This window comes from Synechococcus sp. R5-13, from assembly GCF_047462015.1.
Taxonomy (GTDB): domain Bacteria; phylum Cyanobacteriota; class Cyanobacteriia; order Thermostichales; family Thermostichaceae; genus Thermostichus.
The window spans coordinates 1-14,720 of sequence record NZ_JANSIL010000113.1 but is presented as its reverse complement, the minus strand read 5'-3'; the positions used below and the strand labels follow the sequence as shown (position 1 = coordinate 14,720).

Annotated in this window: 18 protein-coding genes; 12 read left to right on the top strand and 6 right to left on the bottom strand. The window is 56.4% G+C overall.

Going from position 1 to position 14,720, the window contains the following annotated elements; all coding sequences use genetic code 11:
- The first annotated feature begins 187 nt into the window (after nt 1-187).
- The 6 genes from NW840_RS09100 to aroH all read left to right on the top strand — a co-directional run bounded on the left by NW840_RS09100 (nt 188) and on the right by aroH (nt 3,697).
- Nucleotides 188-508, top strand: a complete 321-nt coding sequence (locus NW840_RS09100; RefSeq protein WP_414343786.1) for an Hfq-related RNA-binding protein — start codon at nt 188-190, stop codon at nt 506-508.
- 328 nt (nt 509-836) lie between these two features.
- Complete coding sequence (locus tag NW840_RS09095) at nt 837-1,520, top strand: V4R domain-containing protein (protein ID WP_414343785.1); 684 nt, start codon at nt 837-839, stop codon at nt 1,518-1,520.
- The gene (locus NW840_RS09090; RefSeq protein WP_414343783.1) at nt 1,517-1,768 is read left to right on the top strand and encodes a hypothetical protein; all 252 of its coding nucleotides are present in this window, start codon (nt 1,517-1,519) and stop codon (nt 1,766-1,768) included. The genes NW840_RS09095 and NW840_RS09090 overlap by 4 nt, the downstream gene beginning before the upstream one ends.
- 36 nt (nt 1,769-1,804) lie before the next feature.
- Nucleotides 1,805-2,263: a hypothetical protein gene (locus NW840_RS09085; protein WP_041436599.1), complete on the top strand. Its 459-nt coding sequence runs from the start codon at nt 1,805-1,807 to the stop codon at nt 2,261-2,263.
- 269 nt (nt 2,264-2,532) lie between these two features.
- On the top strand, nt 2,533-3,219 hold the full coding sequence (locus NW840_RS09080; RefSeq protein WP_414343781.1) for a V4R domain-containing protein: 687 nt from the start codon (nt 2,533-2,535) through the stop codon (nt 3,217-3,219).
- Between the two features lie 103 nt (nt 3,220-3,322).
- On the top strand, nt 3,323-3,697 hold the full coding sequence (gene aroH, locus NW840_RS09075) for a chorismate mutase (protein ID WP_414343779.1): 375 nt from the start codon (nt 3,323-3,325) through the stop codon (nt 3,695-3,697).
- A 384-nt stretch (nt 3,698-4,081) separates the two neighbouring features.
- Here the strand turns inward: aroH and NW840_RS09070 are convergent, their stop codons facing one another.
- A complete protein-coding gene (locus NW840_RS09070) occupies nt 4,082-4,483 on the bottom strand; it encodes a hypothetical protein (protein WP_414343777.1) in 402 nt (133 codons plus the stop codon).
- A gap of 181 nt (nt 4,484-4,664) precedes the next feature.
- On the opposite strand from NW840_RS09070, the gene NW840_RS09065 reads away from it, so the two are divergent.
- Nucleotides 4,665-5,468: a Ycf66 family protein gene (locus NW840_RS09065; protein WP_414343775.1), complete on the top strand. Its 804-nt coding sequence runs from the start codon at nt 4,665-4,667 to the stop codon at nt 5,466-5,468.
- An 81-nt stretch (nt 5,469-5,549) separates the two neighbouring features.
- On the opposite strand, the gene ppc is transcribed toward NW840_RS09065, so the two are convergent.
- Nucleotides 5,550-8,486, bottom strand: coding sequence for a phosphoenolpyruvate carboxylase (gene ppc, locus NW840_RS09060; protein ID WP_414343773.1), 2,937 nt, complete (start codon nt 8,484-8,486; stop codon nt 5,550-5,552).
- 188 nt (nt 8,487-8,674) lie between these two features.
- Here ppc and NW840_RS09055 point away from each other — a divergent pair, with 188 nt between their 5' ends.
- From NW840_RS09055 to NW840_RS09040, 4 genes are all read left to right on the top strand, one after another.
- Nucleotides 8,675-9,094 carry a hypothetical protein gene (locus NW840_RS09055; protein ID WP_414343771.1) on the top strand — a complete coding sequence of 140 codons (420 nt, stop codon included), beginning with the start codon at nt 8,675-8,677 and terminating at the stop codon, nt 9,092-9,094.
- Between the two features lie 139 nt (nt 9,095-9,233).
- Nucleotides 9,234-9,428 (top strand): hypothetical protein, encoded by a 195-nt coding sequence (locus NW840_RS09050; RefSeq protein WP_414343769.1) that lies wholly within the window; start codon nt 9,234-9,236, stop codon nt 9,426-9,428.
- 26 nt (nt 9,429-9,454) lie between these two features.
- Nucleotides 9,455-10,567, top strand: coding sequence for a bifunctional diaminohydroxyphosphoribosylaminopyrimidine deaminase/5-amino-6-(5-phosphoribosylamino)uracil reductase RibD (ribD, locus tag NW840_RS09045; RefSeq protein ID WP_414343767.1), 1,113 nt, complete (start codon nt 9,455-9,457; stop codon nt 10,565-10,567).
- A gap of 514 nt (nt 10,568-11,081) precedes the next feature.
- Nucleotides 11,082-11,957: a hypothetical protein gene (locus tag NW840_RS09040; RefSeq protein ID WP_414343765.1), complete on the top strand. Its 876-nt coding sequence runs from the start codon at nt 11,082-11,084 to the stop codon at nt 11,955-11,957.
- A gap of 114 nt (nt 11,958-12,071) precedes the next feature.
- Here NW840_RS09040 and NW840_RS09035 read toward each other — a convergent pair whose 3' ends face one another.
- Both NW840_RS09035 and NW840_RS09030 read right to left on the bottom strand, forming a co-directional pair.
- Complete coding sequence (locus tag NW840_RS09035; RefSeq protein ID WP_148202739.1) at nt 12,072-12,311, bottom strand: hypothetical protein; 240 nt, start codon at nt 12,309-12,311, stop codon at nt 12,072-12,074.
- A 49-nt stretch (nt 12,312-12,360) separates the two neighbouring features.
- Entirely contained in the window at nt 12,361-12,741 is a 381-nt protein-coding gene (locus NW840_RS09030; protein WP_414329149.1) for an Npun_F0494 family protein, read from the bottom strand.
- Between the two features lie 82 nt (nt 12,742-12,823).
- On the opposite strand from NW840_RS09030, the gene NW840_RS09025 reads away from it, so the two are divergent.
- Entirely contained in the window at nt 12,824-13,072 is a 249-nt protein-coding gene (locus NW840_RS09025) for a hypothetical protein (RefSeq protein ID WP_011433446.1), read from the top strand.
- Between the two features lie 315 nt (nt 13,073-13,387).
- Here the strand turns inward: NW840_RS09025 and NW840_RS09020 are convergent, their stop codons facing one another.
- Together NW840_RS09020 and NW840_RS09015 are read right to left on the bottom strand one after the other, a co-directional pair.
- A complete protein-coding gene (locus tag NW840_RS09020) occupies nt 13,388-14,218 on the bottom strand; it encodes a DUF1350 family protein (RefSeq protein ID WP_414343763.1) in 831 nt (276 codons plus the stop codon).
- A 188-nt stretch (nt 14,219-14,406) separates the two neighbouring features.
- The coding region (locus tag NW840_RS09015; protein ID WP_414343761.1) for a zinc ribbon domain-containing protein at nt 14,407-14,720 on the bottom strand (314 nt) is incomplete at its 5' end.

Below are 14,720 nucleotides of genomic sequence, written 5' to 3'. Positions count from 1 at the left end.
CCCGTAGATTCGCTTAAAAAAGACGGCGAACTCGAGGGGAGAACACCCGTAGATTCGCTTAAAAAAGACGGCTAAAAAAGACGGCGAACTCGAAAGGTTTACCGCTTTTCTAAGCGCCATCCCCCCTACATAGTACTCGCCAGCAGAAAAAATGGGCAAAGATGAGGGCGAGTTTTGAGCCCAAGTTGTGGAAGTGTGGTGGAGGGGCAGTGGGAAGCGGCAGGGATCCTCTATACTGGGGGCAGTGGGCTTGCTGACATACCGTTTCTCGCTGGCTGATAGGGCTGTCGTGACCGATTTCAACACCGGGATCCCGAGCGTGCGTCGCCTGCAGAAGGTCATCAAGGATCGGGAAACCCTCGAGGTCAAACTCAATACCGGAGATGTCTTCGTCGGCCAGTTGCGCTGGCAGGATCCCGATTGCCTCTGTTTAGCCGATGCCGAGGGGCGGGAGTCGCTGCTGTGGCGGTCTGCCATTGCTTTCATCAAGGTCAGGCCTCAGTCTTAAGTACTGCTCCGGATCCCTGTACAGCTCTTCTTCCCAATTTTTGAATTGAATAAATCTTTACAACAACTCAGGGCTTTTCTGTCTCCCTCTGAGGGCAGTTTTCTCCAGTTGACTCACTCCTGCTGGGTTTTTGGAGCGGTTGACTACCCTGCCGTCGCCCTGAGTCTATCCCAAAGCCGTCCCCCATTGCTCCGCAACGCTGTTGCAACTGCGTCAGCGGGCCGTAGGCCTTGAGGACGAGGCTTTAGACCCAGTTTTTTGGTAAAAATGCCAATTAAGAAGGGTATGATAAGGAGTGTTAAAAAATCTGATCTCTCCTCACCCAACCATGACGACTGCCCCCATTGAGATACCTCTTCAGCCTGCCGCCCAACGGCATAACCACTACAGCCGCGAAGACTTTTTTCGCTTTGACCTCTCCCAGGGATCCCTTGTGGACTGGACGGGTGCCCGCAATGTCTTGGTGAGCGAAGACTTTATTCTGGGCTTGCAGCAGGGCCTGGAAGAAGAAGTGGGAGATGCCTCGGCTTCTCTGATGTACACCATTGGCCGAGAGTGGGGACGCAACGATGCTGTCCATTTTTCCCGCTGGTTTGAGGAGGAATATCGGCGCCACCCCAAGCAGAGTAATCTCATGTTTCTCTTGGAAACCTGGTGGTGGCCTCTGACCTCGCAAGGATGGGGGCGCTGGGAGGTAGAAACCGAGAGTCGGCGGCAAGGGTTTATTTTCATCAACCTCTTTGACTCCGCCGTGGCCCGCACCCTGGGGGATGTGGGCAAACCTGTCTGTCATCTTTACGCCGGATTGTTTGCCGGCTTTTTTAGCACCATGGTGGAACGGCAGCTCAACTGCATCGAGATCCAGTGCTACTCCATGGGAGAAAGCTACTGCAAGTTTTTGCTCGGCAGCAAAGATCGCATTGATGCGGCTGCCTTCTGGCTAAACGAAGGGGCCAGTGCCAGCGAAATTGCCCAAAAATTGCGTTCAGGCCAGGGAGTAGCCAAGGCATGACCTGGAAGATTGCTTTAGAAGATTCGGTGCAGAGCTTTTTTGCCCGTCTAAATTGGGATAACCGCCCCCTACAGATGCGCTCTCTGCCGATGCCTTTTCTGCAAGTGCGGGAGCATTTTGGTTCCATCCCCTGGGCGGGGGATCCCCTGAGTTTGGCCGCGCATTCTCTGGGATCCCTGTCGGCAGCACCGGAACCCGAGCCGGAAGAAGAGCAGATCACCTTGGCGGATCTGTTCAGCCTGTTTTGAATCTCCTAGCACCCACTGACATCCGGAAGAAGCGAGATGGTAAGCCCCTTGGAGCAGATGCTGATCGAGTCGGAAGCCCGCTACCTCAAGCCAGAGGAGCTGGAGCATCTGAAGGCCTATGTTCTCGGCTGGCCAAAACGACAACATGTGTACCGAGTTTTGCGGGAACGGGAGAGCCAGGTGGTGAGTAAAACCCTAGATGCCCTGCAAAAGGAGATGCCCGACCTTTCTCCCCAAGTGTTGGATCTGTGCCGGCGACACCTGCTGTTGCTGCTGCGTCACAGCGCTATGGCCATGTTGCTGCAGGACGAAAACCTCCTGAAAGAGCGGCTGCTCGAGTGGATGGAGGAAGAGGTGCGCCTGTACGGACTGCAGAGGGTTTATGAGGTTGCCTATCGGATTTTCCAGCAAGAGCTGAGAGACCATTTGGCTCCTGGAGAGTTGGAGTTTATCCGCCCCTTAATCACCCAGGTACAGGTGGCCTTGCTGTTTTAGAGATAGATACTTTTTTGCTTTTTGCATTTTTCGGTGCTAGAGCGCTCTATCTCAACTAGCCGGAGACTTCAGTGTCGTTGGAGTTAATGTTAGCGTTGTAGTAAATCTGCCCAAGGGGTATTCAATTGCTGGAGGGATCGCCATAAGATTTGGAGCGTAAACAACCGTTCTCCCAGCTCAACAACCAACGAACTGTCAACTGCACCCTGCTCCTATTTGGATGCTTAGAGCTCAATAACGACTTGGATTGGATAACCAGGGGATCCCTTATGACCGGCACTAGCTCTATCTCCAATGGCTCAGTCAACTTCGATCCCTATACGCCTGTTTTGGCCAACTACTATGCACCCAGCGCCTATCTGCGAAGCGATTTGGAATCGGGCTTACTGGAAAGTCGCCACGGTGAACGTCTCTTGGCCCTTCCAGAGGCATTGCTGCGGGGCATCTACACGGGCCTGGAATACGAGACCGGCCAGGCTGCTCGTTTGGTGTTGCGCAACTGTGGTCGGATGTGGGGCAAGGAGTTTTTCCGCCGTTTTGCCCAAGAACTCTCCGACTACTACCAGAAGCCTTTGGCCGAGCTGGAGATGGGCACCTTTCTGCAAAGTCTGAGACAAGCCTGGAAAGCTCATGGCTGGGGATTGATCGAGATCGACTGGACTTACAAAGATCAAGGAGTGCTGGTGGTGTCGATTCGCAATTCCCCCTTCGCTGCTGTCACCCCTCCCCATTTCAAGCGGCCGATGGGCTTTTTGGAGGCAGGGCTGTTGGCCACCTGGTTTAGCCAGCTAACCGGCCAGGATTTGCTCTGCGTGCAAACTGCCAGCGAGGCTTTGGGAGCAGAGAGCAATTTGTTTGTCGTAACCGCTGCTGCGCGCCTCAAAGAGGGAGAAGCCTGGGTGGACTCCGGCCTCAGCCACGAGCAGATCCTGGAAAAGCTCCTGCAGCCCAGCTAGGCGATGGGGGCTGGTTTTCCCCAGAGGGATGGGATCCCAACAGGGATGAGTCTGTATAATTTTCTGGAAGCAAGGCGAGCTCAAGCGCGCGAGGGTGTGGCCATTGGGGTGGCGAGTCAGAGCAATTCGGGGAGCCATCACCGTACCTACAAACAGTGCCGAGGCCATTGGCGCGGCGGTGGCTGAGCTGCTGGATACGCTAGAGCACCGCAACGCCCTCGATCCGGCTGAACTAGTCAGCGTTATTTTTTCCGTTACCCCTGATTTAAATGCAGCTTTTCCCGCCCAGTTTGCTCGTCGTCGCCCTGGCTGGGAGTCGGTGCCTCTGTTGGATGTACAACAGATGGAGGTGAGCAGCGACTTACCCCGTTGCATTCGGGTTTTGATCCAGTTGAATACTCCACTTGCTCAAGCGGACATGCAGCATGTTTATCTGCGAGGTGCCCGCGAGTTAAGGCCAGATCTCAGCACTGTTTGATCGATCCATACAGCACCAGCACAGGGTTGACACTCTCACCGACTAAAGTCGGGGGATTTCTACACTGGAGGTGGGACAGTCTGTTGCCATGGGCAACATGGGGCATGATGGATCCCGGATTTGCCCCGCTTATTCTGGGGGAAAAGAATGGCTTAACTCAAGTTGATCCGGGTCGTATCACTACTGATTTGGGAAGGCGCAGAACATCCAGATTCACTCATAGACTTACTTGGACTTACAGTCATTTTAAACAGGTATGAAACATTTCCATCCAGCTCCCCTTTCTTTTTGGGAGATGGGGTGATGGCAGCGGCACAGAGCACTTGGGGGGCTTCTCAATTAGCTTAAAATGACTCTACTTAAGATAAGAGTAGATCTGAGAGCTCAAGGAGACAGCTTTTCTCGCAGACGGTTTTCCCACTGTTGCAGTTGCTCTTGGCGAGCGGCCACCTCTGCTTCGCGACGGCTTAGCTCCTGGCTTTGCCGAGTCAAGGATTGCCGCCAGCTTTCAATCTCCGACAGATCCACCAGACTGTGGGTTCGGGATAGGTTGTGCAACATCTCCACCAGCTTCATGGCTGCCTCTTCCACCCGCCGTACCTGCCGCTCTTCCGAAAGCTCAACCAGCAGCAACACCCCAATGTTGTAAGGGCCAACCTCTTTGCAGGTGACCCATTCTGGCTGGCGCAGCGGCATCCAAACCCCGTCCTCGGCCTGCCGGGCCAAGAGCTGCAGCTCCCCCTGGCCGAAGAGACTTTTTTTGTGTACCCGTGCCAGATACAGCATGGAACATGCAGGAAGATGCTGCCGATTTTAGCACCGATCCCTTTTATTGAAGAGGGATCCCGTCCCTACACCCAAACCTGGGTTTTGTTGTCCGTGCCACCAGGAGGATCAATGCTAGGATCGGCTGTGGAATGGATAAGGCTCAACGCTCTCCCGTCTTCATCGTTTAGGGATCCCTGGCATGTTTCTCACCCAAAGCCCCTACTTTTTGATGGCAGCGCTGGTGGCGATTGCCAGTGGAGCCATCTTCGCGGTTCGGTTCATCAAGCGCGAGGCCTCCGCTGAGTATGACGTGATTTTTGCCACGATGGGCCTGATCTATTCCGTCTGCTTGCTCTTGGAAGGTCAGCGGCTCATCCCGTTGCTGTTCTTTGCGCAGGTGTTGCTGGCGGTGATGGCCGGCTGGTTTGCCATCGAAACCTTCCGTTTGCGGATTCTCTTAAGCGAAAAAGCACGGCAGGTGGGCGGGGCTCGTCCGACCGTTCGGCGGCAAGGCTTCAGCCGCACCTATCCCCCGGATGGCTATGCCCAAGGACGCACGGTTTCCACTCGAGCCGAGGGATCCCGTATCCGCGATACATCCTCTTACAGTCGCTCCATTCCTGGGCGCAGTGGTGAAGATCCTAGCCGTCGCCCCAGGCCCCAACTGACCGGCGATACCCGTGTGCGTCCACGCCGCCGACCCGAAGGGGATGAGTATTACGAGGAACCAGGATCCCGCTCGCGTCAGGACACCGACTACGATGAGCCGGCTCCGCCGCCAGAGGCCCGTCGCCCCCGTCGCCCTGCCGGAGAGTATCCAGAGGATGTGGATGTGCAGGAAGAGCGCAGCACAGGTACAGCTACCCGCCGCCGTCCCCCACGGCTGCCCCAAGACCAAGGGGAAAGCTACGCGGATGAACCTCCCCGCCGTCCTTCCCGCCGCGTTGTCGAAGTAGAGCCAGTAGAAGTGGAGCCAGAAGAGTACGATGACGATCTGTTCTGATAAGCTCTCGACACTGCTCTGAAACTCAATAGGGACAGCGCCAGCCTTGCTTGGGAGGTGTGGTGAATCCGGTTGGATCCCTCAGCCCGTGTTGCGCATCCCGGCGGCAATGCCGTTGATGGTGAGCAGAGCCCCACGCAGAAGTTCAGCTCGGTTGTAGCGCGTTCTCCCGGTACGGGATCCCTGATGCTCTCGCAGGCGCTTGAGGAGGGAGACTTGGATAAAGCCGAGGGGCACAATAGAGCGGTTGCGCAACTGCACCGAGCGCTTCAAATAAGGGTCGTTCTCCAACAGTTCGCTGTGACCCGTAATCTGCAGCACTATTGTGCGGGTGCGGTGCATTTCTTGGGCAATACACTCAAACAGCTCCATCGCCCGCTCTAGACGTTCTGGAGAGCTCATCTCCCGCACGTAGTGACGCGCTATTTGCAAATCCACCTTGGCCAAGGTCATCTCCACTTTGGAGATCACCATGCGGAAGAAAGGCCATTCGCGATACAGGTGCTGCAGGTGGTTGAGGTTGTGCTCGCCCTTGGCCACGTATTCCTGTAGGGCGGTGCCAACTCCATACCAGGCCGGCAGGAGAAAGCGGCTTTGCGTCCAACTAAATACCCAGGGAATGGCCCGCAGGGATCCAATATCCTTCTGGCTGCCGCTGCGGCGGGCAGGACGGGAGCTGATCTGCAGTTGGCTGATCTCTTCAATGGGGGTGACCTCGTGGAAAAACTCCACAAAACCTTCCTGCTCATAGACCAGGTTGCGATACACCTGCCGGGAGCGATCCGCCAAGGATTCCATTAGGCGCGACCACTCGTGCAGGTCGTTGGGGTAGGTGCGCAGCAGGCTGGCCTGGATCACAGCGCTGGTAACGGTTTCTAGGTTAAAAATGGCCAGATCTTGGAGGGAATACTTAGAGGCCAGCACCTCTCCCTGTTCGGTAATTTTGATGCGGCCCCCCACACTGCGCCCTGGCTGAGCCAAGATGGCCTCGTAAGCCGGGCCCCCCCCACGGCCCACCGAACCACCCCGGCCATGGAAGATTTGCAGCTTCACGCCATAGGATTCGGCCACCGTCTGCAGGCGTTGTTGAGCTTTGTAAATCTCCCAGTTGCTGCTCAAAAAGCCGGAATCTTTGTTGCTGTCGGAGTAGCCCAGCATCACCTCCTGCAGATTTCCCTGCTGAGCCAAGTACTGGCGATAGAAAGGGATCTCCAGCAACTGCCGCAAAACTTCCGGGGCCCGCTTCAGGTCTTCGACGGTCTCAAACAGCGGCACCACCGCCAGGGATCCGCGACCGCTAATGGGATCGTAGAGCCCCACCTCCTTGGCCATCAGCAGCACCTCCAACAGGTCGCTCAACTGGCGGCTCATGCTGATCACATAGGTTTGGCAAATGGCCAAGCCGAATTCCTGCTGCATGCGGCGCAGGGTGCGAAAGGTGGCGATCAGCTCTGCCGTTTTCTCGGAAAAGGCGATCTCCAGCGGTATCAGAGGCCGACGGGTTTGCAGCTCCTGCAGGAGAAAGGCGGTTTTTTCCTCTTCCGTCATCTCGCTGTAGGGGCGCGGCAAAATGCGCAGGTACTCGAAAATCTCCGTGAGAGCGGCTTCGTGGTAGCTGCTGTCTTGGCGGATATCCAGATGGGCCAGGTGAAAGCCAAACACCTGTACCTGTTGAATGAGATGATCCAACTGACGGCAGGAAAGGCCGCTGTTTTTCAAGCTTTTCTGGATAAGCTGCAAGTCGGCCAGAAATTCTTCTGCGTTGGCATAGGCGTTGTCCACAGGGGGAGGGGTGGGCAAACAAGCGGAGTCGGCCAAGTTGCGGTTGCGCTCCCGCGTCAACTCCAGCCGCCGCTGAATGTAGCTGAGCTTGAGGCGGTAAGGCTCCTGGCGATATTGCAGCGAAAACGATTCGTAAACCTCGGGCATGAGGCGGTGATCCTGCTCAAGGGCATCCAGCAGTTGGCTGTCCACATCCCCCCAATGCAGGGAAATGCTCAAGGTTTTGGTGAGAGCCTTCACCGATTCGATGTACTTGCCCAGGATGAGGTTGCGCTGATAGCGGGCCGTTTGCCAAGTCACATCGGCGGTAACGGAAGGGTTGCCATCCCGATCCCCGCCTACCCATGAGCCGAAGTTGCAAAATCCTGCCGGCGGCGGCTCGACGCTGGGAAAAGCCTTTTTCAAGCTGCGGCTGAGGTACTCGTGCAGCAGGGGGATGGCCTGAAACAACACCTCTTCAAAATAGTGCAAGGTGTAATCGACTTCGTTCAAAACAGTCGGCTTGGACTGATGCAACTCGTCGGTACGCCACCAAAGCAAGACTTCTTCCGCCATCTGTTCTTTTATCATCTGGGCCTGCAAAGGCTGGGTTTGTTCTGCCCAATCCAGTTGGCTGAGCAAGCGAGAGAAGGCCCGTTGCTTCTCGCGAATGGTGTGGCGGACGATCTCGGTGGGGTGGGCGGTAAAAACCATGCGAATGTGCAACTGCTCCAGCAATCTGCGCAGTAGGCCCGGCGGCACCCCTTGAGCCCGCAGGTAAGGGAACAGCCGTTCAAATTTTTCGTTTTCTCGCACGGTACGTTGTTGGCTATCCACCATGCGCATGTCCGAGTCTTCTGCCCGTTCGTAGTGCTGTTCAACAATGTTGATCAACTGGAAGAAGAGGGCAAAGGCCCGTGCCGTTTGGATGGTGGCGTCGAGGCTGAGGTACTCGATAATTTGTAGTACCTCTGGGATCGGGTACTCCAGGGCTTGTCCTTCTGGGGAACACATGGAACGCAGTCGCTGCAACAGATCCACCAGAGACTGACCGCACTCCTGCAGGATCACCGATTCCCAGAGTTCTTCCACCAGTTGCAGGCGACGGTTTAACAGGTTGTTCCTGCGGTTGAAGGTTTCGTGGACTTGGAGGGAATGGGCCAAGGGATCCCGTTCCCCAAGCAGGGAGGCCTCCTTCAGCCCGTTGGCAGAACCCGCTGCCCACTCTGCAGCGGTCAGGTGGGGGGAAGAGGTCATGAAGGCAGCTCCTAGAACAACCATCCCAATATTAGAGCCTGTTTGTCGAAACGGCAGATGTAGCAGGTATCACGCTCAGATTGCGGTCTTCCCGATGGCGGATTTTGTAGTTGAGCCTACAAATTGCAAGAAAAAAGTGTTTTACCTTGCCGCAATACCGGTCTAACGCCTTGTTGACAGGAGTTCTGGTGGCTGCCACCCTGTTTATCAACGCACATCTGCTGGATCCCGACCAGGGATTGGACGAGATCGGGCAACTGCGGGTGGAGGAGGGCAAGATCGCTGCAATTGGACGCCACCTGCCTGTCTGTGGGGCAGAAGTTGTGGATTTGCGAGGGCAGCTCCTCACCCCTGGCTGGATCGATATTCACACCCATGTTTTTACATCAGTGGGGGATTTTTGTTTGCCTGCGGATGAGGTGGGGATCCGCTCAGGGGTGACCACGGTGGTGGAGGCGGGGATCACCTTCCCGGCGTTTTGTGCAACGGTGGCGTCAACTGCCCAGACGCGGGCTTATGCTTTGATCCTTCTCTGCTCTACATCGCCACTGCGGATTTCATCGCCCATCGCCTCAGGCTGGCCGTGGATCCAAAAAATCAAGATTTAGATCGGGCCAGAGCAGTGATCGAGGCCCATCGCCAGGTGGTGGTTGGCCGCAAGGCTCGTCCCACCCTCAAGCTGGGAGAGAGGGAATCACCCACGCTCACTTCCGCTCTGATTCTTGGCGAAGAATATGCCTGCCGATCATGATTCATCTGGGCCGCTTCCCGATGGATGGGGTGTTGGATCCCTCAGATTTGTTGGATCGCCTGCGTTCGGGAGAGATTGTCAGCAACGAACAAAAGGCCCGCGCCCGCGACTACGCATTGCAGGTGGCAGAGCTAGAATCCAAGGCAATTGCAGCTTTCAACCGCAAGTTGGCAGCCTTGTCACCGGCTTGAGCCGCTCTGGAGCGGATGCCCATTTTATGATTTCGGATCAGCAGTGGATGGAACGGTGTCTATCCCTGGCCCGTTCCACACCTCAGCGTCCCTCTCCCAATCCACGGGTGGGCTGCGTGATCGTGCAGGAGGATCGGGTGGTGGGAGAAGGCATTCATCCGGGGGCAGGGCAGCCTCATGCCGAGGTGTTGGCTCTGCAACAGGCGGGATCCCTGGCCAGAGGGGCAACGCTCTACGTCAACCTGGAGCCCTGCAACCACTATGGCCGTACCCCTCCCTGTACCGAGGCCATCCTAGCTGCCGGGATCCGGCGGGTTGTGGTGGGGATGCAGGATCCCAATCCCTTGGTGGCTGGCAAAGGGATCCGACGCCTGCAGGAGGCGGGGATCGACGTGACGGTGGGAGTGCTGGAGCGGGAGTGCCAGGAGCTGAACGAGGGGTTTGCCTTCGCCATTGTGCGGCAACAGTGTTTCGGCCTGCTGAAATACGCCATGACCCTGGATGGCAAGAGCGCCGCCGCCACCGGCCACAGCCGCTGGATCAGCAACCCTCTGGCGCGGCAATGGGTTCACCAACAGCGGGCCTGGCACGATGCGGTGATTGTGGGATCCCGAACCGTTTGGCAGGATAATCCGCGCCTCACCTGTCGTCTGGCGGAGTTGCAGGGATCCCAGCCGTTGCGGGTGGTCCTCAGCCGTTCCCTGAACCTACCTCCCGTCGCCCATCTGTGGCAGGTGGAAGAAGCGCCGACGTTGGTGATCACAGAAGCTGTGGCAACCCATCCTTTGTGGGGATCCCTGGCCAAGCAGGGGGTGGAGCTGCTGCATCTGCCCCAAGTAACCCCCTCGCGGGCGGCACAGGTGCTCTTTCAGCGGGGGTGTCTGAGTGCCCTCTGGGAATGCGGGGGCACGCTGGCCTGGGCAGCCCTCAAAGATGGGGCGATCCAGAAAGTAGCCGCCTTTATCGCTCCCAAGATCCTGGGGGGAGCCGCTGCGCCAACCCCGGTAGCAGGCGAGGGGATCCCTGATGTCAACCAAAGCTGGCAACTGGTGGAGCCGCGGCTGGAGACCTTGGGGGATAACTGGTTGATCATCGGAAAGATCTCCTCTTCAGTTGGCCACAGTAACCTACTAAAGTGACCAGCTTTCGATTGCCATACAGGGAGCTTCAGGTTTCTGAACGAACAGGCTGATATCTGTTCAATGTAAATGGATATACTCATCAGAAAAACACGGCATTTCTGCAAAGTGGGGTTCAGAATTGAGCTCAATTGTGCTAGGCTGGTCAATGTTTTGGGGGGGGTCAATTGACGTTTTGGTAAGGTCAGCAAAATCAAGCTGTAGGGATCTATCGAGATTTTCCTGAGGTGAGCCTTGCAAACGGCAACGACGAAGACTCTAGCCTCTTTGTCCAGCCCTTCTTTGCTTGCCCAGTGAGTGGCTTGAAAGTCGTCCTATCTCATTTTCAAGTACAAATCCCAGGATAAGGAAGGGCATTGTGTTGAATCTTTTTGCCAGCCTGCTGTTTGCATCCGCTTTCATCAGCCCCTCGGGAAACGTTGTTATCGAAGGGGATTCGGGGGAATGGGTTTTCGCCGATCATCAAGCTCTGGAAGGGCTTACTCTAACCCTTCTCATACGGCCTGGAGAGAGCTTGGCCTCTTGGAGAGAGATGCTCTCCGTCATGGACGTTCATGTCCAGGGCTCGCCGCGCTTTCTCGCCAACCACATGCGGGACAACATCCTGGCCAACTGTCCCCAAACGACTTGGGAGTTTCATCGGGAGAGCGAAGAAGATGTGCTCTACGAGTTTCGCAGTGCTGGCTGTCGTGGAACGGTGAGTGGAGTTGAGGAACATGAGATTGGCCGGATCACCCGAGGCCCAAGCGGCAGTGTGCGCATTGCCTATGCCGCAAAGCCAGAGATGACGTCCGAAGTGCGAAGCCGCTGGCTGAACTTACTGGGCAGCGAGGTGGGGACAGCTCAGGGTTTTCCCATTCGCAACCTCAGCGGGGCGGCTGCACAGCCTTCTTCCCCGGTTTCGGAAGCCCCAACCGCAGAGCGGCAGATCGCCCAGTGGCTGCAGGAAGCAACCGATGCCCTGAAGCAGCAGGAAGATTTGCTGGCCGAGCTGGATCGCCTAGGTCAGGAAGCGCAAGCAGATGCCCGTGCCTACAGCGGAGAGATCCCCAAAGGGGCGGGGCTAAGGACAATCGGCCTGTACCGAGGTCGGGGGGACGGCAGCCCTGGCGAGGCCACAACCGAGTTCAAGACCACCGACACGTTGATCTGGGCCATCTTGCCGGTGGGCAACCTTCCTGTCAACGCCAAGGTGGAGATACTCTGGTACTACGAGGGCGGAGAAGCCGGGGGCGAGCAACTGATCCGCAGGCTAGATGTTCCCTGGGATCCCTTGGCCGATACCGTGCGAGGCTTTCTGAGCTTCAGCCAACCCTACACCGGGCGCTACCGCGTCGAGATTCATGTCAACGGCGAGAAGGTAGGAATTGGCCGCTTCACAATCCAATAGTCTCCTGCAAGAAGTACCCCTCCTACGGGGTTACACAGGCTTGGGGGTGGACAATCTCCATCACCAACTCCGACGGGGTGAAGACTGTTGTGCTGGGATCCAGAGGGGGGCTTGCTATCCTCGACGGGTTCTGCTGACAGGCCTGGCTTTGAGGTTGTAGATGAGGCTGGTGCGGTATTGCAAAAGCAAATTACGCAGGTAAAGGGGCAAGTTGCGTCGGTAGAGGGAGCGGGTTTTGCGGTAGATAGACTTGCTGCGCCGGTTAATTGCTTGGCTGCGCCGCTGCAAAGAGGTTTGGAGTGGACGTTGGAGTGCCAGGGATCCGGGCACACGCATCAACCTTGGCCGTACCATATCCCCCCTCGAGATCGGCGTTGAAAGTTGGATCCAGTGTAGGGGATCCTCAGGGGAGCAGCCGCCAGCGGGTCAGCCTATTGCGCAGGCGGTCTGCCCAGCTTGCCGAGATCCCGGCAAAAGTTTCATCCCTCTCCAGATCTTGCAACAACTGCCGACCCAGAGGTGCCAGACGGTACCGGTCGGTGATCCCCTGCCCATCCACTTCCCGTCGCAACAGCCCTACCTGAATCAGCCACATCAGCTCCTGATCCACCCGCATTTCCGATAACGGGCGTCGGCTGTAGCCCGCTTGAACGCCGGCCCAACCTGCAATCTTCGCTGGTGGGATCCCTTTTGTGCTCATGGCCTGCAGCAAGGGCAACCGAAAAGGGCTGCAAATCCAGGCACGCCAAGCCCTTCTGTACACTGACTCAGAGTCATGGAGCATGAGGGACAAGGGGAGTCCTTATGTTCTTATTCAATTCTGTCAATGGCCGTTGAGCAGCAGGCTTGTTACAATAAATTACGATATGTTGATCATCCTTGCCATTGTTGTCCTCCTGGGATTCTGGGCGCTGCGCTTGATGGAGCAGGCTTTTCAGAGTCAGGAGTTCTCGCGCATGTTGGCAGGGACACTGGTGGCTGTGGCTGCCGGCGGCGTCTTGACCTGTTACTTTCTGATGAGCGATACCCTGCAGATGTTGTTTCATCTGCAAGCGCAGTCCCCCTCTTCCTACTCTCAAGATCTGCTCTCCGATTTGAGCTGGCTTGATCAGTAAATGGGCGGTCATGAGCTACACCAATGCAGTAGCTCCGCTAGCGAGGTTGTGACGCAGCTTTTATAGTCGTTTTAAGCCGGAATGAAACATTTCCATCTAGCTCCCCTCTCTTGCTGGGGGTAGGGCGGCAGCGGAGAACGCTTAGGGAGTGTTTCAATCTAGTTTGAAATGGAAGGCCAAAGTATCTGGGGTTATGGCATCCTCCTGCATCCGCAAGGATGGAGTAGCAAGACCTGCCGCCCGCTTGCCAACAGTGAGCGGGAGAAATCCTGCAAGCTGTGAAAAAATCCGTTGACTTGAGCCGTGGGAAGAATGTCAATGGGCCAATTGGGTTGCCAGCCAGGCTCGGATGCTTCGGATCATTTGGTGGTTGGGGGCCAGTAGGTTCTGGTAGATCAACTGTCCAAAAGCATCGATGGGGCTGAACTCCTCCCCGACTTGGAAAGGATAGCTAAAACCCAGTGGAGTGAGGTGATCCCCCTCGAGATGCTGCCACTCGGTATAGCCTTGATACTTGCGGCAAAGCTGTTGGTAGAGCAGAGGAATGTCGTCAATATCATCCTGTCGAAATTCTACGAGCAGGTTGTGTCTAACCGGATACTGCTCCTCAATTAAGCGGTTGGTTTCTGCTGGGGAAGGCTCGAACTCCAACCACAGGTTCACAGGCGGCGAGGAGGATCCCATCCACATCCGCCACAGATCGGCAAGCTGTTGTTGAGGCCAAGCTTGAGCCAACAGCCGCAGCAATGGCAAAGCCCGATCTAGCCCGGCATTGCTGTAGGCCAGGAAAATATTGCCTCGCCGCTGGGATCCCAGAGAAGGAACGGCTAGACAGGAGAGGATCTGCAACTTACAGCCCAGGCTATGACCCAAACCAAACAGGGGCAACTCCAGCAAACCCTTGCTTTGCAGGCTTCTGTGCAAAGATTGGGCTGCGTTGAGCGCCAGTTGGGCGTGATCAATATCTGTGGTGTAGGGAGTAGCAACAACGGCCATGCCCATACGGGCCAGTTCTTCCAGCAGGCGGCTGTAGAACACTTGCGGGGCAGCTCCCACAAAAGCTCCACCCAGAAAGTGAACGACGGCGCGGGGTTGAGGGGGCAGAAGGAACCAAGTGTGCCCATCGGTTTGCCAAGTTGGTGCCATGGTGTTGCAACCTCGCCTGCGAGTTTGTTGAAGCTTTCCCCATAACCCAGCGCTCGGCAGATCCCACTTTGCCCACTTTACGCCGGTTCCCCGCGCTGGCCAGCCCCTGGAACTCATCCTAATGGACATCTTGCCCAGACATGGGGATCCCCAGTTAACTTCTGATGCAGCAGGCAAAACTGATACATTTACGCTGAACACTGCTGACCATTACTGCTCAACGGTGCAGCGATAGCATTCTGTCCATTACTGAACAGAAAGGCGGTATCCCGCAAAGCCCTGAGCATTACACCCAGAGCGCCTTGCCAGTCTCGTGGCAGCCTATGGTTGCACTTTGGGCATCTAAACACCTTTGCGCCACCCAACTTGGTGTGGATGTGCCCGCACTTGGTACAGGTTTTGCTGGTGTACGCTTCCGATACTTCCACGACAACCACGTTTTTCTTTTGGGCTTGAAACTTCAGGAACTGCTTGAACCGATAGTGCGCCCAGGTGAGCATCG